This is a genomic window from Exiguobacterium sp. GL_137 (assembly GCF_057834585.1).
On sequence record NZ_CM174406.1, the window covers coordinates 672,567 to 698,991 of the forward strand.

General features: G+C 47.6%; 20 protein-coding genes, 15 tRNA genes and 3 rRNA genes. 34 read left to right on the forward strand and 4 right to left on the reverse strand.

What is annotated here, in order from left to right:
• The first annotated feature begins 17 nt into the window (after positions 1-17).
• The 3 genes from AC3IRK_RS03505 to AC3IRK_RS03515 are packed head-to-tail and all read left to right on the forward strand — an operon-like array spanning position 18 to position 2,739.
• The gene (locus AC3IRK_RS03505; RefSeq protein ID WP_489170410.1) at positions 18-2,078 is read left to right on the forward strand and encodes an ABC transporter ATP-binding protein; all 2,061 of its coding nucleotides are present in this window, start codon (positions 18-20) and stop codon (positions 2,076-2,078) included.
• 59 nt (positions 2,079-2,137) lie between these two features.
• Positions 2,138-2,452, forward strand: coding sequence for a DUF1811 family protein (locus AC3IRK_RS03510; RefSeq protein ID WP_214855392.1), 315 nt, complete (start codon positions 2,138-2,140; stop codon positions 2,450-2,452).
• Between the two features lie 2 nt (positions 2,453-2,454).
• Positions 2,455-2,739 carry a YfhJ family protein gene (locus AC3IRK_RS03515; protein ID WP_131504176.1) on the forward strand — a complete coding sequence of 95 codons (285 nt, stop codon included), beginning with the start codon at positions 2,455-2,457 and terminating at the stop codon, positions 2,737-2,739.
• Between the two features lie 52 nt (positions 2,740-2,791).
• Here AC3IRK_RS03515 and AC3IRK_RS03520 read toward each other — a convergent pair whose 3' ends face one another.
• Positions 2,792-3,775 (reverse strand): metal-dependent hydrolase, encoded by a 984-nt coding sequence (locus AC3IRK_RS03520; protein WP_131504175.1) that lies wholly within the window; start codon positions 3,773-3,775, stop codon positions 2,792-2,794.
• A 107-nt stretch (positions 3,776-3,882) separates the two neighbouring features.
• On the opposite strand from AC3IRK_RS03520, the gene mutY reads away from it, so the two are divergent.
• The 4 genes from mutY to AC3IRK_RS03540 all read left to right on the forward strand — a co-directional run bounded on the left by mutY (position 3,883) and on the right by AC3IRK_RS03540 (position 7,814).
• Positions 3,883-4,899, forward strand: coding sequence for an A/G-specific adenine glycosylase (gene mutY / locus AC3IRK_RS03525; RefSeq protein WP_489170411.1), 1,017 nt, complete (start codon positions 3,883-3,885; stop codon positions 4,897-4,899).
• Complete coding sequence (locus AC3IRK_RS03530; RefSeq protein WP_214855390.1) at positions 4,899-5,324, forward strand: hypothetical protein; 426 nt, start codon at positions 4,899-4,901, stop codon at positions 5,322-5,324. Before mutY ends, AC3IRK_RS03530 begins: the two co-directional genes overlap by 1 nt.
• 117 nt (positions 5,325-5,441) lie before the next feature.
• Entirely contained in the window at positions 5,442-5,984 is a 543-nt protein-coding gene (ntdP, locus tag AC3IRK_RS03535) for a nucleoside tri-diphosphate phosphatase (RefSeq protein ID WP_012369561.1), read from the forward strand.
• A 42-nt stretch (positions 5,985-6,026) separates the two neighbouring features.
• Entirely contained in the window at positions 6,027-7,814 is a 1,788-nt protein-coding gene (locus AC3IRK_RS03540; protein ID WP_131504172.1) for an ABC transporter ATP-binding protein, read from the forward strand.
• A 52-nt stretch (positions 7,815-7,866) separates the two neighbouring features.
• On the opposite strand, the gene AC3IRK_RS03545 is transcribed toward AC3IRK_RS03540, so the two are convergent.
• Complete coding sequence (locus AC3IRK_RS03545; RefSeq protein WP_131504171.1) at positions 7,867-9,165, reverse strand: glutamate-1-semialdehyde 2,1-aminomutase; 1,299 nt, start codon at positions 9,163-9,165, stop codon at positions 7,867-7,869.
• Between the two features lie 174 nt (positions 9,166-9,339).
• Here AC3IRK_RS03545 and perR point away from each other — a divergent pair, with 174 nt between their 5' ends.
• A complete protein-coding gene (gene perR, locus AC3IRK_RS03550) occupies positions 9,340-9,762 on the forward strand; it encodes a peroxide-responsive transcriptional repressor PerR (protein ID WP_251138800.1) in 423 nt (140 codons plus the stop codon).
• Positions 9,763-9,776: 14 nt separating this feature from the next.
• Here perR and AC3IRK_RS03555 read toward each other — a convergent pair whose 3' ends face one another.
• A complete protein-coding gene (locus tag AC3IRK_RS03555) occupies positions 9,777-10,139 on the reverse strand; it encodes a YgzB family protein (protein WP_489170412.1) in 363 nt (120 codons plus the stop codon).
• Positions 10,140-10,273: 134 nt separating this feature from the next.
• Here AC3IRK_RS03555 and AC3IRK_RS03560 point away from each other — a divergent pair, with 134 nt between their 5' ends.
• The 23 genes from AC3IRK_RS03560 (at position 10,274) to AC3IRK_RS03670 (ending at position 20,696) form a co-directional block, all read left to right on the forward strand.
• On the forward strand, positions 10,274-11,143 hold the full coding sequence (locus AC3IRK_RS03560) for a nucleotidyltransferase-like protein (protein ID WP_131504170.1): 870 nt from the start codon (positions 10,274-10,276) through the stop codon (positions 11,141-11,143).
• 341 nt (positions 11,144-11,484) lie between these two features.
• Positions 11,485-13,046 (forward strand): 16S ribosomal RNA (locus AC3IRK_RS03565).
• 166 nt (positions 13,047-13,212) lie between these two features.
• Positions 13,213-16,128: ribosomal RNA gene (locus tag AC3IRK_RS03570) — 23S ribosomal RNA — on the forward strand.
• Positions 16,129-16,221: 93 nt separating this feature from the next.
• Positions 16,222-16,337 (forward strand): 5S ribosomal RNA (gene rrf, locus AC3IRK_RS03575).
• Together the 16S, 23S and 5S rRNA genes with 15 tRNA genes alongside form the textbook arrangement of a ribosomal RNA operon.
• A gap of 6 nt (positions 16,338-16,343) precedes the next feature.
• Positions 16,344-16,418, forward strand: a tRNA-Asn gene (locus AC3IRK_RS03580).
• Between the two features lie 26 nt (positions 16,419-16,444).
• Positions 16,445-16,535 (forward strand) — tRNA-Ser (locus AC3IRK_RS03585).
• Positions 16,536-16,556: 21 nt separating this feature from the next.
• Positions 16,557-16,631 (forward strand) — tRNA-Glu (locus AC3IRK_RS03590).
• Between the two features lie 11 nt (positions 16,632-16,642).
• A tRNA-Met gene (locus tag AC3IRK_RS03595) sits at positions 16,643-16,716 on the forward strand.
• A gap of 11 nt (positions 16,717-16,727) precedes the next feature.
• A tRNA-Asp gene (locus AC3IRK_RS03600) sits at positions 16,728-16,803 on the forward strand.
• 7 nt (positions 16,804-16,810) lie between these two features.
• Positions 16,811-16,886: transfer RNA gene (locus tag AC3IRK_RS03605), tRNA-Phe, on the forward strand.
• Between the two features lie 27 nt (positions 16,887-16,913).
• Positions 16,914-16,997, forward strand: a tRNA-Tyr gene (locus AC3IRK_RS03610).
• Between the two features lie 4 nt (positions 16,998-17,001).
• Positions 17,002-17,072, forward strand: a tRNA-Trp gene (locus AC3IRK_RS03615).
• A 13-nt stretch (positions 17,073-17,085) separates the two neighbouring features.
• Positions 17,086-17,158: transfer RNA gene (locus AC3IRK_RS03620), tRNA-His, on the forward strand.
• A 10-nt stretch (positions 17,159-17,168) separates the two neighbouring features.
• A tRNA-Gln gene (locus AC3IRK_RS03625) sits at positions 17,169-17,240 on the forward strand.
• Between the two features lie 8 nt (positions 17,241-17,248).
• A tRNA-Gly gene (locus AC3IRK_RS03630) sits at positions 17,249-17,323 on the forward strand.
• Positions 17,324-17,329: 6 nt separating this feature from the next.
• Positions 17,330-17,403: transfer RNA gene (locus AC3IRK_RS03635), tRNA-Cys, on the forward strand.
• A 35-nt stretch (positions 17,404-17,438) separates the two neighbouring features.
• Positions 17,439-17,519 (forward strand) — tRNA-Leu (locus AC3IRK_RS03640).
• A 4-nt stretch (positions 17,520-17,523) separates the two neighbouring features.
• A tRNA-Gly gene (locus AC3IRK_RS03645) sits at positions 17,524-17,594 on the forward strand.
• A gap of 40 nt (positions 17,595-17,634) precedes the next feature.
• Positions 17,635-17,705 (forward strand) — tRNA-Gly (locus tag AC3IRK_RS03650).
• Between the two features lie 87 nt (positions 17,706-17,792).
• Positions 17,793-18,938 carry a tRNA epoxyqueuosine(34) reductase QueG gene (gene queG, locus AC3IRK_RS03655; protein WP_489170413.1) on the forward strand — a complete coding sequence of 382 codons (1,146 nt, stop codon included), beginning with the start codon at positions 17,793-17,795 and terminating at the stop codon, positions 18,936-18,938.
• Positions 18,928-19,413, forward strand: coding sequence for a methylated-DNA--[protein]-cysteine S-methyltransferase (locus tag AC3IRK_RS03660; protein WP_489170414.1), 486 nt, complete (start codon positions 18,928-18,930; stop codon positions 19,411-19,413). Before queG ends, AC3IRK_RS03660 begins: the two co-directional genes overlap by 11 nt.
• Positions 19,413-19,886 carry a tRNA (uridine(34)/cytosine(34)/5-carboxymethylaminomethyluridine(34)-2'-O)-methyltransferase TrmL gene (trmL, locus tag AC3IRK_RS03665; protein WP_026829115.1) on the forward strand — a complete coding sequence of 158 codons (474 nt, stop codon included), beginning with the start codon at positions 19,413-19,415 and terminating at the stop codon, positions 19,884-19,886. The genes AC3IRK_RS03660 and trmL overlap by 1 nt, the downstream gene beginning before the upstream one ends.
• A gap of 243 nt (positions 19,887-20,129) precedes the next feature.
• Entirely contained in the window at positions 20,130-20,696 is a 567-nt protein-coding gene (locus AC3IRK_RS03670; RefSeq protein WP_131503846.1) for a DUF5366 family protein, read from the forward strand.
• Between the two features lies 1 nt (position 20,697).
• Here the strand turns inward: AC3IRK_RS03670 and AC3IRK_RS03675 are convergent, their stop codons facing one another.
• Complete coding sequence (locus AC3IRK_RS03675) at positions 20,698-22,473, reverse strand: transglycosylase domain-containing protein (protein WP_214854244.1); 1,776 nt, start codon at positions 22,471-22,473, stop codon at positions 20,698-20,700.
• A 205-nt stretch (positions 22,474-22,678) separates the two neighbouring features.
• Here AC3IRK_RS03675 and AC3IRK_RS03680 point away from each other — a divergent pair, with 205 nt between their 5' ends.
• The 3 genes from AC3IRK_RS03680 to glgA are packed head-to-tail and all read left to right on the forward strand — an operon-like array spanning position 22,679 to position 26,419.
• On the forward strand, positions 22,679-23,839 hold the full coding sequence (locus tag AC3IRK_RS03680) for a glucose-1-phosphate adenylyltransferase (RefSeq protein WP_131503848.1): 1,161 nt from the start codon (positions 22,679-22,681) through the stop codon (positions 23,837-23,839).
• Positions 23,840-23,852: 13 nt separating this feature from the next.
• Positions 23,853-24,953, forward strand: a complete 1,101-nt coding sequence (gene glgD / locus AC3IRK_RS03685) for a glucose-1-phosphate adenylyltransferase subunit GlgD (RefSeq protein ID WP_131973269.1) — start codon at positions 23,853-23,855, stop codon at positions 24,951-24,953.
• Positions 24,954-24,967: 14 nt separating this feature from the next.
• Positions 24,968-26,419, forward strand: coding sequence for a glycogen synthase GlgA (glgA, locus tag AC3IRK_RS03690; protein WP_489170415.1), 1,452 nt, complete (start codon positions 24,968-24,970; stop codon positions 26,417-26,419).
• The last annotated feature ends 6 nt before the right edge of the window (positions 26,420-26,425 follow it).

Below are 26,425 nucleotides of genomic sequence, written 5' to 3' on the forward strand. Positions count from 1 at the left end.
GGTAGGAGGTGTCGAACGTGAAGGAAGAAGAATTGTATTTATTAGATCCCGTTCGTCGGAAAACGACGATTCGATCGCTTGTCCGTTATGCGATGTATGAAAAACAAGCGATTTTCCTAGGATTATTTCTATTGATTTTAGCAGTCGGAGCAGAACTGACCGGACCTTATATTGCGAAAGTCATCATCGATGAGCATATCGTTGCGATTGAAAAGGACTGGGTGGAAGTGAAAGATGGAGGACGGGTCGAGTATGACGGGCGTCAATTTGCGAAGAAGCAGGACGTCCCGTCCTCTGCCGTCATTCAATCCATTTCGATTGTCCAGTCAAAAGACGGTTATTATTTTGTACCGAAACAAGTCGTGAGCGGTGGAGAACGCAGTGTGGAGGATGGGACGTTGACCGTCACGCGGGGCGATGAGGTATTTCGTTACGCAAACGTCGCGAAGCTCACACAAGGACAAGTGTATGATTTTTATGCTTCCGACTTAAAAGCAGTCGGCTGGCTATCCTTGATGTATATCATCCTGCTGTTAATCGCAGCCGGTCTGAACTGGGTGCAACAAATCCTGCTTCAGCGGTCGGCGCATAAAATCGTTAAACGGATGCGGCTTGATGTCTTTACACATTTACAACGGTTGCCGGTCCGCTATTTTGACCAAACACCGATTGGGAAGATTGTCAGTCGTGTAACGAACGATACGGAAACAATCCGTGATTTGTATTTGGGTGTGTTGGCACGGGTCTTTTCAGGACTGATTACGATGGCTGGAATTTTAGTAGCAATGTTTTTCCTTGATGTCCGTTTGGGATTAGTTTCGTTGCTGATTATTCCGATTGTCTACTTCTGGATTCAGTTGTTCCAGAAGCTCGCGACGGAAAATAACTTCAAAGTCCGGTCGCTTGTTGCTGATATGAATGGTCAATTGAATGAGAATATTCAAACGATGCCAATCATTCAAGCGTATGCGCGGGAAAAAGAAGTGTTGGCGGAATTTGAGCAGAAAAATGAAGAAAACTATCAAACCCGCTCCAAGTTATTGCGGCTCGATGCCTTGATGTCGCATAACTTATCTTATTTCTTAAAAAACCTGACGCTTGCCTTGTTGATCTGGGTCGTCGCCGGAAAAAGTCTGACCGATGGGACGTTTTTATCGCTCGGTATTTTATACGCCTATATCGATTATGTCTCCCGGTTATTTGAACCGGTGACTCAAATCATGAATCAACTATCACCACTGCAACAAGCACTCGTTTCGGCAGACCGCATGTTCCAACTGCTCGATGAAAAAGGCGAAGAAGTCGGAAAAGGACGTTTACCCCGTTTCGCCGGTCGCGTGGAATTCAAACAGGTCGGCTTCAGTTATGATCCGGGCCATCCTGTCTTACAAGAAATCGAGATTGATGCCCGTCCCGGTGCGACCGTCGCTCTCGTCGGACATACCGGAAGCGGGAAAAGTTCGATCATGAATCTTCTGATGCGTTTTTATGATCCGTCATCCGGTCAATTGTTGATTGACGGACAAGATGTTACGTCGCTGCCAAAACAGGCGGTTCGTGACCACATGGGCATCGTCCTGCAGGATCCATTTTTATTCACCGGAACGATTCGGTCGAACATCACGCTCGGAAATCCGGCAATTTCGGAAGAGCGGATCCGGGAAGCGATCGTGGCTGTTGGAGCAGACCGGTTCATTGACCGGCTTCCTCAGGGACTTGATGAACCGGTCATCGAAAAAGGGGCGACCTTATCGGCCGGTGAACGGCAGTTAATCAGCTTTGCCCGGGCACTGGCATTTGATCCGGCCATTTTAGTGCTCGATGAGGCGACAGCGAGTGTCGATTCCGAGACGGAAGCGATGATTCAAGAAGCGTTGTTGACCTTGACGAAAGGGCGGACGACGTTCATCATCGCCCACCGCTTGTCAACGATCAAAGACGCCGACGAAATCATCGTCCTCGACCAAGGACGGATTGCCGAACGCGGTACGCATGACGAGTTACTCAAAAAACAAAAAATCTATGGCAAAATGTATGCGTTACAAAGTAAACGGAATCTCGAACTGAAATCAAGCTAACTCCATCATTTTTCTTCCTCTTTTCGTATATACTAATGACGAAGAGGGGGAGTTTTTTTATGGAGACACGTATGAGTCAGTTATCAAAATATGAATTAGAGATGCTCGTGACGAAATTAAATGAGCAGAAACGTAAAGCCGAGCAACATGGCAACATGAGTGAAGTCGAGGTGATTATCCGTAAGATTGCGATTGCCCAAAGTTATTTAGTCGACGCCAGCCGGTTTGAGACGGGGCGTTTTTACCGGATTGCCGGAGAAGATGCACGATTCGAACTGCATTTCGTCAACGGTGTCATGGGCTGGGGGCATTTTGAAGGGACAGTCAACGAAGTGGCGATTCCACTCGCGTTGATTCAAGAAGAGGAGGAATGACGATGGATCAAAATCGTTCAGAAGCATTAAAAGGATTGTCGGAAGAATTACAAGAAGTCAATGAGACGCTGACACCGCTTGAAGCCTTGACGTGGGTGGAAGTCTTATGGGAAGATTTTGAAGCGACACTTGCACGAGCGGGAGAAAAATACCAAGGTGAGGCAGTTGCCGTCCGTTTCGTTCAGCAACAAATCAAGCAACACGGTTCGATGCTTCACCGTTTCAATACGACAAATGAGAAATTCAAGCATTTGATGATCGGGCGCGACGACCAGTCATTAAATTAAAAAAGGACTCGCGGTTCGGAAGAATGTCTTCCGAGCATGGCGAGTCCTTTATTCATAAAGCGGGAACGAATAATTTTTTTTGCAACGTCCGTTCACTGAAGACCCATCCTGTGTAAGAACTGACGATTTGACGTGACGTCGCATCGACCCTTACGACAGCAACGAACGGATAGACTTCTTTCGTGAAGTAACGTAAATTCGTGAAACGATATTCAACGATTCCGTCTTTTCGGGAAACGGTATACGTATGAATTTTAGAGAACTCAAGGAAAGCCTGTAAATCGGCGTTCTCTTTGACGATGTCGTATAATTCGTCACCGTGCGGTTCATTCTTGATCCGGAAATTGCCGCATTCGACGACGGTCCCGGAATTGATTTTGACGACCGCATATTCATTTCGAAGACGTGCGGCGACATGCCATTCGTCCCATTTCATTCCGGGAGAAATAAACAGTTTGTGGGCACCGCCATAATAACGGGCTGCCGTTGCCAAGGCATCATTTCGCAACTTAAATTGAACCGCGTAATAGATGATGACGATCGCAATCAGAATCGGGAAAATGACGATTGTTGCACGGGTCAATAACCAAATACCGAACGCACCGTAATACATCGTGAACAGATAGGGATCAAACGTATTGATGACGCCCCACCCAATCCAGGTCTTCTTGAACGGATGAAGTGCCTGCGTACCGTAAGCATTAAACAGATCGACGAAGACATGAAGGGCGACAGCAATCTGTGCCATCAGCCATAATGAAGTTGGTGGAACGCCGAACAGGGCGCCGATGACAATCGACAGTAACAACGGCCAGGCAATCAAGGCAATCAAACCATGGGATTTACCACGGTGTTGTCTCAGGTAGGCACTGTTACCTTTAAATTTAAATACAGTATCAAAGTCTGGAGCATGGGAACCGACCAACGCCGTCGTCGTGACAGCCGCAAACAGCGTAGCGCTTGCAGCGACATCCGGTTCAAGTGTAGAAATGGCGGCGAGGCAAAGTCCCATTCCGATATGCGTACCAGTATCCAATGCGAATTCGCTCCTCTATCATAGTATTCAGGATCATAAAAAACGTAAATTGATTTTAAGGTTAATTGAACTTACTATAACGTATCAAATAGAAAAGAGGTAATATTTTGACTCTTGTTACAGAATATTTCACAAACTTTAATAAACGGCATTTTACAACGGAATTGGTTCAGTGGTTTTTACGGGAACAACGACAATTACCGTGGCGTGAAACGAAAAACCCCTATCACATCTGGATCAGTGAGATCATGCTGCAACAAACACGGGTCGATACGGTCATTCCTTATTACCACCGGTTCACGGAACGGTTTCCAACCCCCCATGATTTGGCGGCAGCCGACCAAAGTGAAGTCTTAAAATATTGGGAAGGCTTAGGGTACTATTCCCGGGTTAAGAACCTTCAAATCGCCGTTCAGGAAGTTGTTGAAAAATATGATGGAATCGTACCGGATGAAAAAGAACGGTTTGAAAGTTTACGGGGAGTCGGTCCCTATACGACAGGTGCCGTTCTTTCGATTGCCTACGGCCATCCGGAACCGGCTGTTGACGGGAATGTCATGCGTGTATTATCCCGGGTTCTCGGGATTTATGACGACATTGCGGCGCCGAAAACACGGAAAGTCTTTGAAGCGGCTGTTCATGAATTGATTGATCACGCGGATCCGTCAAGCTTCAATCAAGGTTTGATGGAACTCGGCGCGATGGTCTGTACACCCAAATCACCGATGTGCGGACTTTGTCCCGTCAATGATGTCTGCTTTGCTTACGAACGGTCCGTTCAAGCAGAACTTCCCGTTAAAACCAAAAAAGGCAAAACCCAGACGATCCAGTATGATGCCCTTGTCTATGAGGAAAATGGACAAGTCGCAGTCATGCAACGTCCGGATACAGGACTCTTGGCCGGTATGTGGCAGTACCCTTTGATTGAATCGACGGAAGAACAGCCCGGAATATGCGTTGGCAGTGTCAAACATATCTTTTCGCACCGGATTTGGGATATCACGGTGTACCGTGTTACGACACAACCGGAAGGAACTATTTTAATGGATGAACAGACATATGAAAAACAACCGATTTCCGTTGCTCAGATGAAGATTGATCGTTTATTAAAGGAGGAACTCTAATGGATCATTTTTATACAGAAACGAAAGTGCCGACGACGAAGGAGCAAGCCTGGTCCTTTTTAAGTGATGCCAAAGCCCTGACGGGGATGACGACGTTTCCGAAAGTACAGACGAACGGGGATACACGGACATATGCGGGGAACACGATTCAGCTGAAGGTCGGTGTTCCACCGGTTTTTGTAAAGTGGGATTCGATCATTCCAATGGTCGGGAGCGACTTGTTCGTGGATGTCGGAGTCAAGGTGCCATTTCCTTTTACAGCCTGGTGTCATCTTCACCGTGTCGAGGAACGGGCGGACGGGGTCTACATGATTGATGACTTGGTCTATAAATCGTATTTACCAAAAGGGTTGGTGGACTTATTTATTCTGAAGCCGATGTTTCAGCAGCGGAAACAGGCGATGTTGCATCATTTTTCAAGTTAAATACCAGTCATTTTCCTGAAAAAGTAGCCTTTCGTTTTTCATGTGTTCTGAAAATGGGTATAATAAGCACGAGAGTATAGAAAAAACTGAATAAAAAGCTTCAGAAAGGAGTAGCACATGAGTCGATTCCCAAAAGAAAGTAGCAAGATTGAGATTCAAAGTTTCAAACATAACGGCAGCTTACACAGAGTTTGGGAAGAAACGCTCGTGCTTAAATCGACGGAAGAAGAATTGATTGGATTCAATGACCGGATCATGGTCAGTGAATCGGATGGTCGTCAGTGGCGGACACGAGAACCCGCGATTTGTTATTTTTCGACAGAACTCTGGTTTAATGTAATCTGTATGATTCGTGAAGACGGAATCTACTATTACTGCAACTTAGGGTCACCTTCGACGTTTGATGAAAAGGATCGAGCAGTCAAGTACATTGATTATGATTTAGATATTAAAGTCTATCCGGACATGTCTTACATGATTTTGGATGAGGACGAGTACGAAAAACATCGCCGGGAGATGAACTATCCGAAAGCGATTGATCGTATTCTGAAGGACAACGTTCAGATTTTGATTCAATGGATCCGCAGTCGCAAAGGTCCATTCAATCCAGCTTTCGTGGAAACGTGGTATCGTGAATACGAAACAAGATATCGGAGATGATGGTTCGCCATCGTCTTTTTTTAGTGGAAAGAAGGGAAATACATGGGTAAAGCAAAACAAAAACAGTTAAAAGAGAAGGGTTCCATCCGGCGGTACATGGAATTCGTCAAACCGTATAAAAAACAAATTCTCTTAACGGTGTTCGTCGGGATCATCAAGTTTTCGATTCCGTTAGGATTGCCGCTGCTCTACAAGTACATCATTGACAATTTACTTGATAATCAGACCGTTCCGCTGGCGGAGCGCAGTAAAGAGCTGGCCTACTTGATCGGAGCCGGATTCTTCGTATTCCTTGTCATCAAACCGCCGCTTGAATACATTCGGCAGTATCTGGCCCAGTGGTCGGCGTCAAAAATTTTATTTGATGTCCGGAACCGTCTGTTCGATCATGTTCAGAAATTGTCACTCCGCTTTTATTCAAATACGAAAACCGGTGAAGTCATCTCCCGGATCATCAATGATGTCGAACAGACAAAAGATTTTGTCGTCACCGGACTCATGAATTTATGGCTCGATATGATTACGATTTTGATTGCCATCGCTATCATGTGGACGATTGATCCGAAACTGACACTCGTCGCCATCATTCCGTTGCCGTTTTACGCACTCGCGGTCAAGTTCTTTTACGGACGACTCCGCAGTCTGACACGGGACCGTTCCGCAGCTCTTGCTGAGCTTCAAGGACACTTGACGGAACGGGTCAACGGAATGGCAGTCATTCGCAGTTTTGCGCTTGAACCCCATGAAAACCAGGCGTTCAAAAAACAAAATGACGGATTCTTGACAGCGGCCTTACGCCAAACGAATTGGAATGCCCGGACGTACGTCGTCGTCTCGACGATTACCGATTTTGCACCGATTTTGATTTTCGGAGCAGCAGCCTTCCTCGTTCTGAACGAACAGGAATCACTTGGGACGATGGTCGCCTTTATTGCCTACATTGATCGTCTGTACGCACCGCTCGGTCGTCTCGTGAACTCTTCGACGACACTGACCCAGTCGATTGCCTCGATGGACCGGATGTTTGAATTCCTGGATGAGCCGTATGACATTACGGAAAAAGCCAATGCGAAAAATCCGGTTGCTGTCAAAGGGAACGTCCAGTTTGAAAATATCAGCTTCTCATACGAAGAAGGCGGCGAACGGGCGATTGACCGGTTGACGCTCGATGTTCAGGCGGGAGAACGGATAGCATTTGTCGGGATGTCGGGCGGTGGGAAATCAACACTGGTCAGTCTGATACCCCGTTTTTACGACGTGTCATCAGGGCGAATCACGCTTGACGGCGTCGACATTCGTGATTTGAAGTTACGTGGTCTTCGCGATCAAATCGGTATGGTCATGCAGGAATCGATTCTGTTCAGTGAATCGGTCGAAATGAACATTAAGATGGGAAATCCCGAGGCAACGGATGAAGAGGTGGTCGCGGCAGCGAAAGCGGCCAATGCCCATGAGTTCATTGAACGTTTGGCGGACGGCTATAAAACACCGGTCGGCGAACGGGGTGTCAAATTGTCTGGCGGACAAAAACAACGTCTGGCAATTGCCCGGGTATTCCTCAAAAATCCACCGATTTTGATTTTGGATGAAGCGACGAGTGCACTTGATTTGGAAAGTGAATCGATGATTCAGGATTCGCTTGCCCGTCTTGCAAAAGGACGGACGACGTTTACCGTCGCCCACCGTCTCTCGACCATCACCGATGCCGATAAAATTGTCGTCATTGAAAACGGTCAGATTACAGAAATGGGACGTCATGAAGAATTAATGCGAAAACGTGGCGCCTACTTTGAACTGTATGCGATTCAAAATCTAGAACTCGTTGAATGAAAAAAGGCTGTTCCGAAAAAATCGGAACAGCCTTTTTGTATGAATGGTTGATTTACAGTTGGGCGAAAGCACGGTTGACAGCAACAATTGTTTCGTCAATGTCTGCTTCCGTGTGAGCCGTCGTCAAGAACCAGGCTTCGTATTTAGAAGGAGCGAGGTTGACGCCTTGTTCAAGCATTAACTTGAAGAAACGACCGAACGTTTCACTATCGGCACGTTCAGCACCTAAATAGTCGATGACTGTTTCGTCCGTGAAGTAAACCGTCAATGCACCTTTAAGACGGTTAATCGTAATCGTGACGTCATGTGTGTCAGCAGCCTCTAATATTCCTTGTTCGAGTTTTGCACCGAGACGGTCGAACTCTTCGTATACACCGGGCTGTTCGAGCAACTCGAGACAGGCGATTCCAGCTGCCATCGAAGCCGGATTTCCCGCCATCGTACCTGCTTGATAGGCAGGACCAAGTGGCGCAACATGTTCCATGATATCTTGGCGTCCGCCATAAGCCCCGATCGGCAGACCGCCGCCGATGATTTTTCCGAGCGCTGTCATGTCTGGGCGGATGTTCAAGAGTTCTTGTGCACTACCGTACATGAAACGGAAAGCAGTGATGACCTCATCATAGATGACAAGAGCACCGTGTTCATGGGTGATGTCGTTGATCGCTTCGAGGAAACCGGGTTGAGGCTCCACGATTCCAAAGTTTCCGACAATCGGTTCGACAAGCACACAGGCGACTTGATCGCCCCATTCTGCCATGATTTGACGGTAAGATTCGATATCGTTGAACGGTGTGGTAATGACTTCTTTGGCTGTCGCTTTAGTGACGCCGGCCGAATCAGGTGAACCGAGTGTGGCAGGACCGCTACCGGCTGCAATCAGCATTAAGTCCGAGTGACCATGGTAGCAACCGCTGAATTTGACGACAAGTTCACGTCCTGTATAGGCGCGGGCGACGCGGATCGTCGTCATGACGGCCTCTGTTCCGGAGTTTGTGAAACGCACCTTTTCTAAAGAAGGGATCGCTTGTTGGAGTTTGTGCGCAAAGTCGATTTCGAGACGGTGGGGTGTTCCGTATAACAAACCGTTGCGCGAAGCGTTCGTGATCGCTTCCGTAATATGTGGATGACCGTGACCGGTGATAATCGGACCGTAAGCTGCTAAGTAATCGATGTAACGATTGCCGTCGACATCATAAAAGTAAGCTCCTTCTCCACGCTCCATATAAACGGGTGCACCACCTCCGACTGCTTTATAAGAGCGGGATGGGCTGTTCACACCTCCGACGATACATTGTTGTGCTACTTCATATAATGCTTCGGAAGTCGGGCGATTTGCATGAGTTGACATGATGATTCCTCCAATCCTTGATACGTGAAAAATATCACGATATGATTGTATCATGTCCGTCAAACGTGGAGCAGAGCCGTTGACGGAAAGAGAGAATGTAGGTAGACTAATTATAAAGATTACAATCTAATAATCAATGAAAGATAGAAATGAGGGGATGACGTGGCGAACGAAATGCTAGATGATGCAGTACGCTCTTTACGTGAATCAGGCGTTCGGATGACACCACAACGTCATGCGATTTTGGAATATTTAACGACGGGACATACACATCCGACGGCAGATGAGATTTATCGTGCGCTCGAACATCGTTTTCCAAATATGAGTGTGGCGACAGTTTATAATAATTTACGGGTTTTTAGAGAAAAAGGGATCGTAGAAGAGATGAATTATGGAGATGCTTCAAGCCGTTTTGATTTCGTTACGACGCGTCATTACCATATGATTTGCGAAGGATGCGGGAAAATCGTTGACTTCAACTATCCTGTTTTAGATGACGTTGAGACGGTTGCGGCGCATTTAACAGGTTTTAAAGTAGATCGTCATCGTCTTGAGGTTTACGGGACTTGTCCGGAGTGTCAATCAAACGTGCATTAAAAAAACGAGCTTCCTTAACGGGGAGCTCGTTTACTGTGTTTATTGTACTTTTCATCGAATTCTTTTCCTTCAAGGTTACGATCCATCGTCAGAGGTTCGTCGCAGTGCATGCATAAATCGACTCGCCCGAGGACTTTCGTCTCCTTGCCGCAGTTTGGGCAGGTGACGACTGCTGCTTTCGTCGAAGTGAGTCCGATCAAAAAATAGAGAGCCGTACTGGCGAGGACCATTATAAATCCGACAAGCATGAGGATGACCATGATGATTTCGAATTGTTTTAACAAAAGACCGCCATACATGACAAGCATTCCACCAAAGACAAGGAACATTGCCAAGTTACGGGCGCGGTTTATTTTATTCTTGCGTTGTTTTTTCACATGAATTCCCCCTGTAGTCAGTCTAGCATATTGTTGGATCGAGTCAGAAGCAGGAACGATTGATTTTTTGTCGAAAATGGTAACGGACGAATGATCAGAGTAACGAGTATGGAGTAGAGAAGGGTGAGAAGGAAATGGAACAAGCAACACGAACGATTTATTCAGAATATGCGGCTTATCCGGAGACGCAAGGCATTATCTCTGTTGAAAAAAGGCAACCGAGAGACTCTTTGACCGATCAATTTGATGTTTTACTTTTAGTAATTACCCGAGATCCTTCTATCGAGTGGACAGTGAAACATTATCGTTTGGATACACTTCGGGTTTCATTACATCTTGTGCATGAACAAGTCCTTTCCCGTTGGTTGATTTTAAATGCGAATCGCCGCGCTGTCCATTGGGTGTCGGAAGGGACCATCATTTTTGAACGGAATGACTATTTGACAGATTTAAAAAAACAACTGCTCAATTTCCCGGAAACGGAACGCTGTTTACAGATGTCGCTGTCATTCGCAAAACTACTGCGCCGTTTTCAGGACGGAAGAAATCTGTTCAGTCGCGGGAATTATTATGATGCCTATACGCATGTCCATCATGCACTGCATCATTTGGCCCGGTTGTCCGTATTGGAAAAAGGAGCGCATCCGGAAGTCGTCGTTTGGGAGCAGGCGCGACTGGACGATCCGGATGTCTACAAATTATATGAACAACTACTGTTAAGTGAAGAAACATTGGAACAACGGATTCATTTAGCGCTGATCGGACTAGAGCATTTACTGCAATCGAAAGTATTGTCCGGTGGCAGATACTTATTCGAAGTCATGCGAGAGCACGACCATCCTTGGACGATGCAAGAATTGATGGAAGAAAGCCGTTTGACAGAATTGAAAGTTGATTTAGGTAGCTTGATTGATTTCTTCATCCGGAAAGGGTTAGTCCGGATTTCGTACCAACGTACGAAAGGACTTGGAGTTGAACTCGTGACATATGAACCGGTCGTTTGACAGACCGGTTTTTTGTTTTTTAAAATTAAATAAAGTAAGCATATATAGAAGAAAAAAATAATAACAAGAAAAATGATTAAAAAGCATTGACGTTATTATCTCGAGATAGTATATTAATACATGTCGACAGGCACACGCCATTGACGCGATGAAAAAAACGAGAAAAAAACGGTTGACGCATAAGCTATTCCGTGATATCTTATTAAAGTCGCTGAAAACGACACGACGAACTTTGAAAACTGAACGATGAGGCAAAAAACGTATCTTCGGATACAAAAAATGAATGAAGCGCAAGCTTCGTCAATGTGACATCTAGTCACAACAACGAGCAAGTCAAACACTTTATGGAGAGTTTGATCCTGGCTCAGGACGAACGCTGGCGGCGTGCCTAATACATGCAAGTCGAGCGCAGGAAGCTCACGGAACTCTTCGGAGGGAAGTGAAGGGAATGAGCGGCGGACGGGTGAGTAACACGTAAGGAACCTGCCCCAAGGATTGGGATAACTCCGAGAAATCGGAGCTAATACCGAATAGTTCTTCAGACCGCATGGTCTGATGATGAAAGGCGCTCCGGCGTCACCTTGGGATGGCCTTGCGGTGCATTAGCTAGTTGGTGGGGTAATGGCCCACCAAGGCGACGATGCATAGCCGACCTGAGAGGGTGATCGGCCACACTGGGACTGAGACACGGCCCAGACTCCTACGGGAGGCAGCAGTAGGGAATCTTCCACAATGGACGAAAGTCTGATGGAGCAACGCCGCGTGAGTGATGAAGGTTTTCGGATCGTAAAACTCTGTTGTAAGGGAAGAACAAGTACGAGAGGTAATGCTCGTACCTTGACGGTACCTTGCGAGAAAGCCACGGCTAACTACGTGCCAGCAGCCGCGGTAATACGTAGGTGGCAAGCGTTGTCCGGAATTATTGGGCGTAAAGCGCGCGCAGGCGGCCTTTTAAGTCTGATGTGAAAGCCCCCGGCTCAACCGGGGAGGGTCATTGGAAACTGGAAGGCTTGAGTACAGAAGAGAAGAGTGGAATTCCATGTGTAGCGGTGAAATGCGTAGAGATGTGGAGGAACACCAGTGGCGAAGGCGACTCTTTGGTCTGTAACTGACGCTGAGGCGCGAAAGCGTGGGGAGCAAACAGGATTAGATACCCTGGTAGTCCACGCCGTAAACGATGAGTGCTAGGTGTTGGGGGGTTTCCGCCCCTCAGTGCTGAAGCTAACGCATTAAGCACTCCGCCTGGGGAGTACGGCCGCAAGGCTGAAACTCAAAGGAATTGACGGGGACCCGCACAAGCGGTGGAGCATGTGGTTTAATTCGAAGCAACGCGAAGAACCTTACCAACTCTTGACATCCCCTTGACCGCTTGAGAGATCAAGTTTTCCCTTCGGGGACAAGGGTGACAGGTGGTGCATGGTTGTCGTCAGCTCGTGTCGTGAGATGTTGGGTTAAGTCCCGCAACGAGCGCAACCCCTATCCTTAGTTGCCAGCATTTAGTTGGGCACTCTAGGGAGACTGCCGGTGACAAACCGGAGGAAGGTGGGGATGACGTCAAATCATCATGCCCCTTATGAGTTGGGCTACACACGTGCTACAATGGACGGTACAAAGGGCAGCGAGACCGCGAGGTGGAGCCAATCCCAGAAAGCCGTTCCCAGTTCGGATTGCAGGCTGCAACTCGCCTGCATGAAGTCGGAATCGCTAGTAATCGCAGGTCAGCATACTGCGGTGAATACGTTCCCGGGTCTTGTACACACCGCCCGTCACACCACGAGAGTTTGCAACACCCGAAGCCGGTGAGGTAACCGCAAGGAGCCAGCCGTCGAAGGTGGGGTAGATGATTGGGGTGAAGTCGTAACAAGGTAGCCGTATCGGAAGGTGCGGCTGGATCACCTCCTTTCTAAGGAAAACGTCCCTTACGGGACATGCCCATCGTTCAGTTTTGAGAGCTCGTCTCTCAGTCTCGAAAGAGACACTCGCACCTTGAAAACTGAAGACATCAACAAGACATCAAATTTTTTATAACCATGTCATTAGACGTGTGTTCTTAGAATACCAAAATGCTAGATCAAGGTATGAAGGGCGTACGGTGGATGCCTTGGCACTAGGAGCCGATGAAGGACGCGACGAACAGCGATATGCTTCGGGGAGCAGTAAGTATGCTTTGATCCGAGGATTTCCGAATGGGGGAACCCACCATCCGTAATGGGATGGGACATGTTACATGAATACATAGTGTAGCGTGAGGCAGACCCGGGGAACTGAAACATCTAAGTACCCGGAGGAAGAGAAAGCAAATGCGATTCCCTGAGTAGCGGCGAGCGAAACGGGAACAGCCCAAACCGGAGAGCATGCTCTCCGGGGTTGTAGGACACTCTATACGGAGTCAAAAAGGAAGACAGTAGGTGAACGACCTGGAAAGGTCGGCCGAAGAAGGTGACAGCCCTGTAGCTGAAACTGTTTTCCCTCCAGAGTGGATCCTGAGTACGGCGGGACACGTGAAACCCCGTCGGAATCCGGGAGGACCATCTCCCAAGGCTAAATACTCCCTAGTGACCGATAGTGAACCAGTACCGTGAGGGAAAGGTGAAAAGCACCCCGGAAGGGGAGTGAAATAGATCCTGAAACCGTATGCCTACAAGTAGTCAGAGCCCGTTAATGGGTGATGGCGTGCCTTTTGTAGAATGAACCGGCGAGTTACGATAGCGCGCGAGGTTAAGCTGATGAGGCGGAGCCGTAGCGAAAGCGAGTCTGAATAGGGGCGCCATAGTGCGTTGTCGTAGACCCGAAACCAGGTGATCTACCCATGTCCAGGATGAAGGTCAGGTAACACTGACTGGAGGTCCGAACCCACGCACGTTGAAAAGTGCGGGGATGAGGTGTGGGTAGCGGTGAAATGCCAATCGAACCTGGAGATAGCTGGTTCTCCCCGAAATAGCTTTAGGGCTAGCCTCGAGGTTGAGAGTTCCGGAGGTAGAGCACTGATTGGACTAGGGGCCCCCACAGGGTTACCGAATTCAGTTAAACTCCGAATGCCGGCAACTTATACTCGGGAGTCAGACTGCGAGTGATAAGATCCGTAGTCAAGAGGGAAACAGCCCAGACCGCCAGCTAAGGTCCCAAAGTGTATGTTAAGTGGAAAAGGATGTGGCGCTGCCTAGACAGCTAGGATGTTGGCTTAGAAGCAGCCACCATTCAAAGAGTGCGTAATAGCTCACTAGTCGAGTGGCGCCGCGCCGAAAATGTAACGGGGCTAAACATACCACCGAAGCTGCGGATTCCGTAAGGAATGGTAGGGGAGCGTTCCAAACCGCTGTGAAGCTGTACCGGAAGGAGCAGTGGAGCGTTTGGAAGTGAGAATGCCGGTGTGAGTAGCGAAAAGAGGGGTGAGAATCCCCTCCGTCGAAAGCCCAAGGTTTCCTGAGGAAGGCTCGTCCGCTCAGGGTTAGTCTGGACCTAAGCCGAGGCCGAAAGGCGTAGGCGATGGATAACAGGTTGATATTCCTGTACCACCGATCCACCGTTTGAACAATGGGGGGACGCAGGAGGATAGTGACGCATGCGGATGGAAGTGCATGTGTAAGTTTCGAGACCGTCTGATTGGCAAATCCGTCAGGCATCAAAGTCGAGGAACGATGCGGAGTCCCGTAGGGACGAAGGTCACGATTTCACACTGCCAAGAAAAGCCTCTAGTGAGGTGGAAGGTGCCAGTACCGTAAACCGACACAGGTAGGCGGGATGAGAATTCTAAGACGCGCGGGATAACTCTCGTTAAGGAACTCGGCAAAATGGTCCCGTAACTTCGGGAGAAGGGACGCTCTACATGAGTAGAGCCGCAGTGAATAGGCCCAAACGACTGTTTAGCAAAAACACAGGTCTCTGCTAAATCGCAAGATGACGTATAGGGGCTGACGCCTGCCCGGTGCTGGAAGGTTAAGGGGATGGGTTAGCGCAAGCGAAGCTTTGAACCGAAGCCCCAGTAAACGGCGGCCGTAACTATAACGGTCCTAAGGTAGCGAAATTCCTTGTCGGGTAAGTTCCGACCCGCACGAAAGGCGTAACGATTTGGGCACTGTCTCAACGAGAGACCCGGTGAAATCATAGTACCTGTGAAGATGCAGGTTACCCGCGACAGGACGGAAAGACCCCATGGAGCTTTACTACAGCCTGATATTGAGGCTTTGTGCATGATGTACAGGATAGGCGGGAGACGTCGAGACCGGAGCGCCAGCTTCGGAGGAGTCACCCTTGGGATACCGCCCTTCATGCATAGAGTCTCTAACTCGCAGCCGTCATCCGGCTGGAGGACCGTGTCAGGCGGGTAGTTTGACTGGGGCGGTCGCCTCCTAAACAGTAACGGAGGCGCCCAAAGGTTCCCTCAGAATGGTTGGAAATCATTCGTAGAGCGCAAAGGCAGAAGGGAGCTTGACTGCGAGACCTACAAGTCGAGCAGGGACGAAAGTCGGGCTTAGTGATCCGGTGGTTCCGCATGGAAGGGCCATCGCTCAACGGATAAAAGCTACCCTGGGGATAACAGGCTGATCTCCCCCAAGAGTCCACATCGACGGGGAGGTTTGGCACCTCGATGTCGGCTCATCGCATCCTGGGGCTGGAGTAGGTCCCAAGGGTTGGGCTGTTCGCCCATTAAAGCGGTACGCGAGCTGGGTTCAGAACGTCGTGAGACAGTTCGGTCCCTATCCGTCGTGGGCGCAGGAAATTTGAGGAGAGCTGTCCTTAGTACGAGAGGACCGGGATGGACGCACCGCTGGTGTACCAGTTGTTCCGCCAGGAGCATCGCTGGGTAGCTACGTGCGGACGGGATAAATGCTGAAAGCATCTAAGCATGAAGCCCCCTCCAAGATGAGATTTCCCTTTGAGTAATCAAGAAAGACCCCTCAGAGACGATGAGGTAGATAGGTCACGGGTGGAAGCATGGCGACATGCGGAGCTGAGTGATACTAATCGGTCGAGGCCTTGTTCTAGCAGATGCATTGTTGATGACTTCAGTTTTGAGGGCGCGAGCCTTTCAAAAAAGCGCTTGACGTTATGGAAACATAATGTTAAGATGATAGATGTCTGGTGGCGATAGCCAAGTGGTCACACCCGTTCCCATGCCGAACACGGAAGTTAAGCACTTGAACGCCGAAAGTAGTTGGGGGCTTCCCCCTGTGAGGATAGGACGCTGCCAGGCGATCGTTCCGCAATAGCTCAGTGGTAGAGCAACCGGCTGTTAACCGGTAGGTCGTAGGTTCAAATCCTACTTGCGGAGCCATTTATTACTTCTTCACCACATGCAATGGAGAGCTGTCCGAGTGGCCGAAGGAGCACGATTGGAAATCGTGTAGGCGTCATAAGCGTCTCAAGGGTTCGAATCCCTTGCTCTCCGCCATAACATTTTCAATTATAAAATGGCCCGTTGGTCAAGCGGTTAAGACACCGCCCTTTCACGGCGGTATCACGGGTTCGATTCCCGTACGGGTCACCATTTTTTATCATCGCGGGGTGGAGCAGTCTGGTAGCTCGTTGGGCTCATAACCCAAAGGTCGTCGGTTCAAATCCGGCCCCCGCAATTATTACATACGGTCCTGTGGTGTAGCGGTTAACATGCCTGCCTGTCACGCAGGAGATCGCGGGTTCGAATCCCGTCAGGACCGCCATTATTAAGGCTTTGTAGCTCAGTCGGTAGAGCAGAGGACTGAAAATCCTCGTGTCGGCGGTTCGATTCCGTCCAAAGCCACCATATGATTTTTAATGTTTTCCCATTTGTGGGGGGGTAGCGAAGTGGCTAAACGCGGCGGACTGTAAATCCGCTCCCTCGGGTTCGGCGGTTCGAATCCGCCCCCCCCCACCACTTTAGGGGCATAGTTTAGCGGTAGAACTACGGTCTCCAAAACCGTCAGCGCGGGTTCGATTCCTGCTGCCCCTGTTTTATTATTATGGCGATTGTGGCGAAGTGGTTAACGCACCGGATTGTGATTCCGGCATTCGTGGGTTCAATTCCCATCAGTCGCCCTTTTATTATTGGGCTGTGGCCAAGTGGTAAGGCACTGGATTTTGATTCCAGCATGCGAAGGTTCGATCCCTTCCAGCCCAGCTTTTTGTGCGGAAGTAGTTCAGTGGTAGAATACGACCTTGCCAAGGTCGGGGTCGCGGGTTCGAATCCCGTCTTCCGCTCCAATAAATGGCGCCATAGCCAAGTGGTAAGGCAGAGGACTGCAACTCCTCTATCGTCAGTTCGATTCTGACTGGCGCCTCCAATAATTCTTAATTGAATAGTTTTGCAAGAGATTGTGCCGGTGTGGCGGAACTGGTAGACGCGCACGACTCAAAATCGTGTTCCTTTGGAGTGTCGGTTCGATTCCGACCACCGGTATCTTGCGGGTGTAGTTTAGTGGTAAAACCTCAGCCTTCCAAGCTGATGATGAGGGTTCGATTCCCTTCACCCGCTTTTACCTTTGTACGATCTCATTTAAGATTCACCTGATTATGCGGGTGTAGTTTAGTGGTAAAACCTCAGCCTTCCAAGCTGATGATGAGGGTTCGATTCCCTTCACCCGCTTACCTGAAAAGAGCAACGTGTCGTTTTTAATTGACACTTTGCTCTTTTTGTTTAGCATGGAGATAAACAAGCGAAAGGAGAGATACGATGCAGGGGGAATTGTTGAAAAAAGAATTGCAGAGGTATGCCAAAGAAATTGGTATCGATGAATTCCGTATTACGACAGCGGATCCTTTTTTGGTGATGAAACAGCGTCTCATTCAACAACAAGAAAAAGGATATGCTTCCGGATTTGAAGAACCCGATCTTGAACGGCGGACGACACCAACGCTGTTACTGGATGATGCCGTCTCCATCATCGCAATCGCCGTCGCTTATCCAAGTAAGCTCAAGGATGCTCCGCGTGGAAAAGAAGGGGAACGGCGCGGAATCTTTGGACGTTCTTCTTGGGGACTGGACTACCATCAGGCTCTGAAGCAGCGATTGAAATTGCTGGAAGAAAAAATTCAAGAACTGATCCCCGGAGCTCGATCACGTTCGATGGTCGACACGGGAGAACTGGTCGATCGTGCGGTCGCCGAACGGGCAGGGATCGGATTCAGCGGGAAAAACTGTTCCATCATTAGCGAGGAACATGGTTCTTATCTTTATTTAGGAGAATTGATTACAGATCAATATCTGCCTCCGGATGAGCCGGTCGAAGAGTTGTGCGGTTCCTGCAATAAATGTCTCGATGCTTGTCCAACGGATGCACTGATTGAACCGGGTGTCATCGATGCGAAACGTTGCATCTCGTTCATTACGCAAACGAAGACTCTGATTCCTGAACATTTCCGATATGCCCTCGGAAATCGTTTATACGGTTGTGATACCTGTCAGCAAGTTTGTCCATACAACCGGAAAAAACATGCCACACAACACAGCGAACTGCAACCTGATCCGGAACAGGTCAAACCGTTACTCATTCCGTTGCTTTCTCTTAGTAATCGTGAATTTAAAACACGGTTTGGTTCATTATCGGGTGCATGGCGTGGGAAAAAACCAATTCAACGTAACGCCGTCTGTGCGCTCGTACATTATCAAGACCAGACGGCACTCGAGGCTTTGCGAGTGATGGCTGAAACCGATCAGCGGGAAGATATGCGAGCCCTTGCCGTCTGGGCAATTGGTCGGATTGCCGGTCAAGAAGCAAAAGACTATATCCAAGGGCGTCTGTTGACTGATTCTGCGGAAGATGTTCAAGTGGAAGGGAATCGTTTGCTTGAGGAATGGGGGAGCGGGCATGCCGTATAAAAAATTGACCTATACGTTTGGTGAGTTGGTTATCGGGTGGGAAGAAGAGGAAGTCGTCTATCTCGATTTTGGACATGACATGAATCGTCTGAAGCAATATCTTGACGAAGCTGCCTATTATGAGGCACCGTTGCCTGATTTTCTAGCCGATGCACTTGAAGCATATGAACGAGGACAGCCGGGCGCATTGGATGACGTTCCTTGCCGGCTAGAAGTGACCGTCTTCCAGCAGCGTGTCTTGGAAGCATTGAGATTGATTCCGTTCGGCCAGACAGCAAGTTATGGACAACTGGCACGAATGATTGGTTCCGAAAAGGCGGCCCGTGCAGTCGGAGGTGCTTTGAATCGGAATCCAATCGCTTTGATTTATCCCTGTCACCGGATTATTGGGGCATCCGGTAAAATGACGGGTTTTGCCAGTGGCATTGCCCATAAAGAAGCGCTGCTTGCGCATGAGTTAGGAGAGAAGAATTAATGGCCATTCACGTCGTCATGTATCAACCAGAAATTCCACAAAATACAGGTAATATTTCACGGACATGCGCAGCGACGCATTCAGTCTTACATTTAATTCGACCGCTTGGGTTTTCAACGGATGATAAACAGTTGAAACGGGCAGGTCTTGATTATTGGGAGTTCGTTGATGTAAGGTATCATGATTCGTTGGAAGAGTTGTGGGATAAACATCCGGATGGGACGTTCTACTATATCACGAAGTATGGCGAAAAATATCCAAGCCAAGTGGATTTATCGAACGTTGAAGAAGACTACTTTTTTGTTTTCGGACGCGAAACAAAAGGATTACCGTTAAACGTCATTGATGAGAATCTGGATCGTTGCATCCGTCTTCCGCAATCGAATCTTGTTCGTTCGCTCAATGTCTCGAACACGGCTGCCATCATCGTGTATGAAGCACTCCGGCAACAAGGATATGCGAATCTACTGTAAAACAACAGATCCCCCTGACCCGAATGAACGGGCAGGGGGATTTGTTTTATTCGTTACCTTCAGGTTTTTTGTTGTAACCTGCAGTAAAAATCGCTGTCAAGAAAGCGAGGCTAACGCCTACCATTAAAATAAATGCCATTTTTGCTTCCCCCTTTAGTCTCAATAACCGATATAATCTATTATAGTATACTTGTAAGTGTAATTGTGTGCTACATATGAAATTTCTATGAATGGAGATTCGAAATGCGGACGAACGTCTACTTATTGAGTTATGCCCCTCTGATCAGCATCCTGCTGTTCAGTACGTCTCTTGCGATTGCTACGTCTGAGCTTGCACTGACGTGGTTGAATGACGTCGGGGTGTACGACGAGCTACTACAAATACTTAGTGCACGTAACACGAAGTTGCTCGTATGGCTTGGCTTTTTAATCATTTATTTCATGATCTTCAGTTCTTTGAAACTGATTTCCGATACGATTAATCAGCTTGGGTTTGCGTTTTTCATCAAAGAACAGGTGGGAACGACATTGAGTATGTTACGCCCCGGCAGTATTCTCCTGTTGATCGGAGGATGCATCAGTTTTGCATTCATGACATCGTTCCCGTTAGTTTGTCTCGTACTGGCAAGTTCTTTTTTAATCTATTTTTTCTTTTACGTGTTTCAAATCAGTAAAATGACCTCCACTGCAGGAGCCATCGGACTAGTGGTATTTCTTTTTCTGGCATGGGGCATGTTACTGGCCGGATTGACCTGGGTCGGACTGAGCTTGTTCAATTCGCTAGGACAAGCCGTTTTGTTTACGAAATAAGTCATTGGACAATCGAAGCCCACGTTCTGACCTGTAATGTACTGTTCGCTTCGCTTGGGAAGGCACGGGGAATATCTGCCCCAAGCCAGATTCCTCCGACATGTTGATTCTTTATGCCGACAAACCACATGTCTTTATTGTCGTTTGTCGTACCGGTCTTGCCTCCTGTATAGGCAGGATTAGAATCATAACCCAAGCGTCCTGTTCCATAGGTCATGACGTTGTGGAGCCCTTTGCGCAGTAATTGGTTTGTCCGGCTCGACCAGATCCGGTCCGTTGACATCGTATGCCGGTAAAGTGCTCCCTGATCCGTCGTGATGGTGCGGATCATCGAAGAGGGACTGTAAAGTCCATCATTGACAAAGGTTGTATAGGCACTAGTCAGTTCAAGTGGACTGACGCCATACTTCAACCCGCCTAATGCACTGTTGTAGGAATTATCTTCTTCCGTCCATTGACTGAACCGGAACGGTCGGATCGTCTTCAATCCTTCATTAAACGAAACAGAAAAAGCACGTAAGGCTGGTGTATTGTAGGAGTAAGCAATCGCATCAGCAATCGTCACGCTTCCGAGAATCCGGTTGCTACTGTTTTGCGGACAGTACCCGTCAAAACAAACAGGACTTCCGTCCAATCGACTCGTTAATGTTTTTTTCGTCTTTTCAAGGTAGGGACCATAAACAAGTAATGGTTTCAACGTTGACCCAGGCTGACGGTAAGACTGAACCGCCCGGTTGAGCTGTCCCGGTACATTGGACTTGTTGCCGACAAGTGCTGTTACACCACGTGTATCTCCATCGATTCCGACGTAAGCGCCTTCAATCGGTTGGGGGAGTTGTTGAATCGCTTGTTTGGCCCGCGTCTGTTCTGCCGGATCAAGATAAGTCTGAATGACGGCGCCATGTTGATGTAAATACTGTTCAGCCTGTGACATGCTCAAATTTTTTAAAGCGGCTGTTTGGCGGATTGCTTCTGATACGCTGGCATCAATGTAATCAGGATACCGGATGGTCGGCTTATGAAACGAAAGGTTGACCGACTGCTTCCGGGCTTTGTTTGAAATGTTTTGCGTCTGCTGCAAAGCTTTTAAAATGCGTTGTTGGCGCTTGCTTGTATTTTTCGGAAACCGCAATGGATTGTAAAGAGACGGATTGTTTGGAATCGAAGCCAAATAGCTGACTTCCGCCCAGTTTAAATCTTTTGCATGTTTTCCAAGATAGGATGTTGCTGCGAGTTCGATGCCGTAGATATTATTCGCAAAATAAGCTTGATTGACATACGCCGTTAAAAGCTCTTTTTTTGAATATTTTTGTTCCAATTCGATCGCAATCAAAATTTCTTTTATTTTTCTAGTATAGGTTTTTTCTGTGGAAAGATAAGTCATCCGTGCCAGTTGCTGGGTGATGGTACTCCCGCCTTGACCTTTGTTATCGCCGGATTGATTTTCTGTAAACGCTCGCAAAATACCGGTGATATCATAACCGTCATGTTGATAAAATCGCCGGTCTTCAATTGCAATGAAAGCCTGCTCGACCTTTGGCGGTAAAGCATTTGCTTTCAAATCATTCCGGCGTAACCCGTCATAAAGCTCGAGGCGTTCTTTTTGGTACGTGACAGTAATCGGTTGATACGATGCGAGGGGGCGATCAGTCGTTTTTTGATCTGCCCAACGGAATAAATCCTGGGCAAGATCCAACTGATTACGAACTGAAAAAAGTGTTAGTACTAAACTAAAAGCTAAAGCCAACACTAAGGTGTATCCGGTCGTGATTCTCATGAAAACTCCTTTCAAACGGCATTTCATTCCTATTATCGGTCTTTTATGGAGAAAACAGTAGAAAAATTTAAGAAATTTGTATTTTAATAAACCTATTTTGCAGGAATGTTATATTAAAAAGAGAAAAGGTGGGTATATAAGAGTATCTGTATAAATTAAAACACATGATTGATGGACAAAAAGAGCACAAACTGGAGGGGACGAAATGGCTAAAAAGAATGTCGTCGCGATGTTGCTTGCTGGCGGAGAAGGAAAACGTCTAGGAGCACTTACGAAACACACTGCAAAACCGGCGGTCGCGTTTGGAGGGAAATATCGAATCATTGATTTCCCGTTATCTAACTGTACGAACTCAGGAATCGACACAGTAGGAGTCTTGACGCAATATGAACCACTTGAACTGAACCGCTATCTTGGAATCGGAAGTGCCTGGGATCTTGACCGCCGTAACGGTGGATTAACGATCCTGCCACCATACCAAGCCCAAAACGGGAAAAACTGGTATGAAGGAACGGCGAATGCCATCTACCGGAATATGAGTTACATCAACCAATACGATCCAGATTATGTGCTTGTATTGTCAGGGGATCACATCTACAAAATGGATTACGAAAAAATGATTGAGGAACATCGTCAAGGGGGAGCAGACGTCACGATTTCTGTTCGCGAAGTCCCTTGGGAAGAAGCACCGCGCTTCGGGATCCTGAATACGGACGAAGATCTTCGAATCAATGAATTTGAAGAAAAACCGGAAAATCCGAAATCAAACCTGGCTTCGATGGGAATTTACGTCTTTAACTGGGATGTCTTGAAACGTCACTTGATTCAAGATGCCGGGGATGCAGAATCAAGCTTTGACTTCGGGAAAAACATCATTCCGAACATGCTATTTGAAAACCTAAATATTCGTGCCTATAAATTCAAGGGATACTGGAAAGACGTCGGAACAATCCAATCACTTTGGGAAGCCAACATGGATTTACTTGCAGCGGATCCGGAGTTTGATTTGTATGAACCGTCTTGGAAAGTACACTCCGTCAATCCAAATCAACAACCACAGTACATCGGGAACAATGCTTCAATCGATACTTCGATCATCAACGAAGGATGCCATATCGAAGGCGAAATCAATCATTCGGTTCTCTTTTACGGCGTTGACGTCGCAGAAGGTTCACTTGTGAAGGATTCGGTCATCTTCCCGAACGTTAAGATCGGTAAAGACGTCACGATTCACCGGGCGATTCTCGCAGACGGCGTCGTCGTAGAAGACGGGGCAACAATCGGAACACCGAACGGCGAAGTCTTTGTCATCGAAGCGAACAGTGTCATTCCGAAAAATGAAGTCATCAAAGAAGCGATCCAATAAGGGGGAAGTACCGATGAAAACAGATTTACTAGGAGTCATCAATCTGAGCGGTGAAGAAGGATTCTTTAAAGAATTGACGGAACACCGCAACTTGGCTGCCGTACCATTCGCAGGTCGTTATCGACTCATCGATTTCACATTAACAAACATGGTTCAAAATGAGATTGCGAATATCGGTGTCTTTACACTTGAAAAATACCGGGCCATGATGGATCATCTTGGATCCGGCAAAGAGTGGGACTTGGACCGGTCAAACGGCGGATTATACATCTTCCCGCCGGCTTTATCACAAGATGCCCATGAATTCCGTGGTGATTTATCAAACTTCCATTTACACCGCGACTTCTTTTTACGCAGTAAAGAGAACTACGTCGTGATTACAGGATCAAATATTTTATCCGCTGTTGATTATCGCGATGTGCTGCGTGAACATAAATCATCCAATGCCGATATTACGGTCGTTTATACGAAGCGTGATTTGCCGTGTAACTATTGTCGTCCGATTCGTTTTAGTGAACAGAACCGTGTGACGGCAATCGGTTCACGCGGGTATGAACCATCGGATGAGACGTTCTACATGGAAACAGTTGTCCTGTCAAAAAACTTGTTCGTCCGTCTCGTTGACGAAGCAATCGGTCGCGGGGAATATGATTTGCTTCAAAGCATCATTCGTTCTCAATTAAACCGACTTCATGTCCATGGTTATGAATACACAGGTACATCACAAGTGATTCATTCCCTTCGTTCGTACTACCGTGAAAGTATGCTGTTACTCGAACAGTGGGGAGCAATCAACGACTTCCAACACGTTTACACGAAAATCAAACACGAACCACCGACACGTTACTTACCGGGATCTACAATCAAGAATTCACTTGTTGCAAACGGATGTAAGCTAGAGGGAACGGCAACGGACAGCATCCTCTTCCGTGGTGTCAAAGTCGGAAAACATGCGCGTATTAAAAACTCGATCATCATGCAAAAATCAGTCATCGAAGAAGGCGCAGTCGTTGAATACGCGATCCTTGACAAAGAGGTAACAGTGAAACGCGGACAAGTCATCCGTGGAACGGCTGAAGAACCAATTGTCATCAAGAAACAAACAATCGTTTAAAAGGGGATGTCATTATGAAGGTATGGTTTGCTGCCACAGAAGCGACACCATTCATCAAGACAGGGGGGCTAGCTGACGTCGTCGGCTCGCTCCCTTTAGCGCTTGCTGAAGAGGGTGCGGAAGTTTCGGTTATTTTACCGAACTACAGTCAAATTAAAGAACAATACAAACAAGAGATGGAATTTTTATTTGATTTCATCGTCCCGGTCGGATGGCGTCAACAATTTGGAGCAGTCTTGCGTCTAAAACAAGACGGTGTGACGTTTTATTTCATCGACAATGAATACTACTTCAAGCGCGATGGTGTAATTTATGGTCATTATGACGATGCGGAGCGTTTTGCGTACTTCTCAAGAGCGGTCCTTGAAATGATTCAACGTGTCGATGCAGAGGAAGTACCGGATGTCATCCATTGTCATGATTGGCAAACCGGCGTCTTACCGGCTTTCTTACGGATTCATTATCAGCATCTCAACCGTTATCAGGAAATCAAAACGGTCTTTACCATCCATAACCTGCAATATCAAGGTGTCTTCCCGGAAGAAGTACTGGGTGATCTGCTTGGTCTCAGTCACGAACACTTCACTGCAGACGGAATTGCCCATAACGGTCTCGTCAACTATATGAAGGCTGGTCTTGTCCATGCCAATCAAATTACTACTGTCAGCCCGTCTTACCGTGATGAAATCATGGATCCCTACTACGGGGAAACATTGGAACCGGTCTTACAACACCGTGCCGTCGACGTCCGAGGAATTTTGAACGGAATTGATTACAGACAGTTCAGTCCGGATACGGATGAACATCTGGTAGAAAACTATGATGTGAAGACGGTTGAAGAAGGTAAAGCAGTGAACAAGGCAGCCTTACAACAGGAACTTGGCTTACCGGTCAATCCGGATGTTCCGTTATTTGGCTTTGTCTCACGTCTTGTCGATCAAAAGGGAATCGATTTACTCGCCCATATCCTGCCTGATCTGTTCGAACTCGATGCACAGTTCATCATTCTTGGTTCGGGAGAAGCGGAGTATGAAGGGTTGTTCCAGCATGCGTCAACGATTCGTCCGGACAAGGTAGCTTCCTACATCGGTTTTGATGTCGGACTCGCCCAACGGATTTATGCCGGCAGTGACGCCTTCTTGATGCCGTCACGTTTCGAACCGTGTGGCCTTAGTCAATTGATCTCGATGAAGTACGGTTCGTTGCCGATTGTTCGGGAAACCGGTGGCTTGCGTGACACTGTCCAACCATTTAATCAGTTCACTTTAGAGGGAAATGGCTTCTCGTTCTCGAATTATAATGCGCAAGAGTTCCTGGATGCAATTAAACGGACGATTGAGACGTATCATGATAAACCTGTATTCAAACATCTGATCGAAACAGCGATGCAAGAAGACTTTAGCTGGATTCGCTCCGCTGATGAATATTTGGCGCTCTATCGTTTAATCGCACCGTCTGTTGACTGAAGGGGA

Coding starts and splice junctions, on each gene's coding strand:
- AC3IRK_RS03540 (WP_131504172.1), top strand. CDS start 6,027: ATGGGTAAAGCAAAACAAAAACAGTTAAAAGAGAAGGGTTCCATCCGG.
- glgA (WP_489170415.1), top strand. CDS start 24,968: ATGAAGGTATGGTTTGCTGCCACAGAAGCGACACCATTCATCAAGACA.
- AC3IRK_RS03530 (WP_214855390.1), top strand. CDS start 4,899: ATGGATCATTTTTATACAGAAACGAAAGTGCCGACGACGAAGGAGCAA.
- AC3IRK_RS03660 (WP_489170414.1), top strand. CDS start 18,928: ATGCCGTATAAAAAATTGACCTATACGTTTGGTGAGTTGGTTATCGGG.
- ntdP (WP_012369561.1), top strand. CDS start 5,442: ATGAGTCGATTCCCAAAAGAAAGTAGCAAGATTGAGATTCAAAGTTTC.
- AC3IRK_RS03545 (WP_131504171.1), bottom strand. CDS start 9,165: ATGTCAACTCATGCAAATCGCCCGACTTCCGAAGCATTATATGAAGTA.
- AC3IRK_RS03515 (WP_131504176.1), top strand. CDS start 2,455: ATGGATCAAAATCGTTCAGAAGCATTAAAAGGATTGTCGGAAGAATTA.
- AC3IRK_RS03670 (WP_131503846.1), top strand. CDS start 20,130: ATGCGGACGAACGTCTACTTATTGAGTTATGCCCCTCTGATCAGCATC.
- AC3IRK_RS03560 (WP_131504170.1), top strand. CDS start 10,274: ATGGAACAAGCAACACGAACGATTTATTCAGAATATGCGGCTTATCCG.
- AC3IRK_RS03510 (WP_214855392.1), top strand. CDS start 2,138: ATGGAGACACGTATGAGTCAGTTATCAAAATATGAATTAGAGATGCTC.
- queG (WP_489170413.1), top strand. CDS start 17,793: ATGCAGGGGGAATTGTTGAAAAAAGAATTGCAGAGGTATGCCAAAGAA.
- trmL (WP_026829115.1), top strand. CDS start 19,413: ATGGCCATTCACGTCGTCATGTATCAACCAGAAATTCCACAAAATACA.
- glgD (WP_131973269.1), top strand. CDS start 23,853: ATGAAAACAGATTTACTAGGAGTCATCAATCTGAGCGGTGAAGAAGGA.
- AC3IRK_RS03680 (WP_131503848.1), top strand. CDS start 22,679: ATGGCTAAAAAGAATGTCGTCGCGATGTTGCTTGCTGGCGGAGAAGGA.
- AC3IRK_RS03675 (WP_214854244.1), bottom strand. CDS start 22,473: ATGAGAATCACGACCGGATACACCTTAGTGTTGGCTTTAGCTTTTAGT.
- perR (WP_251138800.1), top strand. CDS start 9,340: ATGCTAGATGATGCAGTACGCTCTTTACGTGAATCAGGCGTTCGGATG.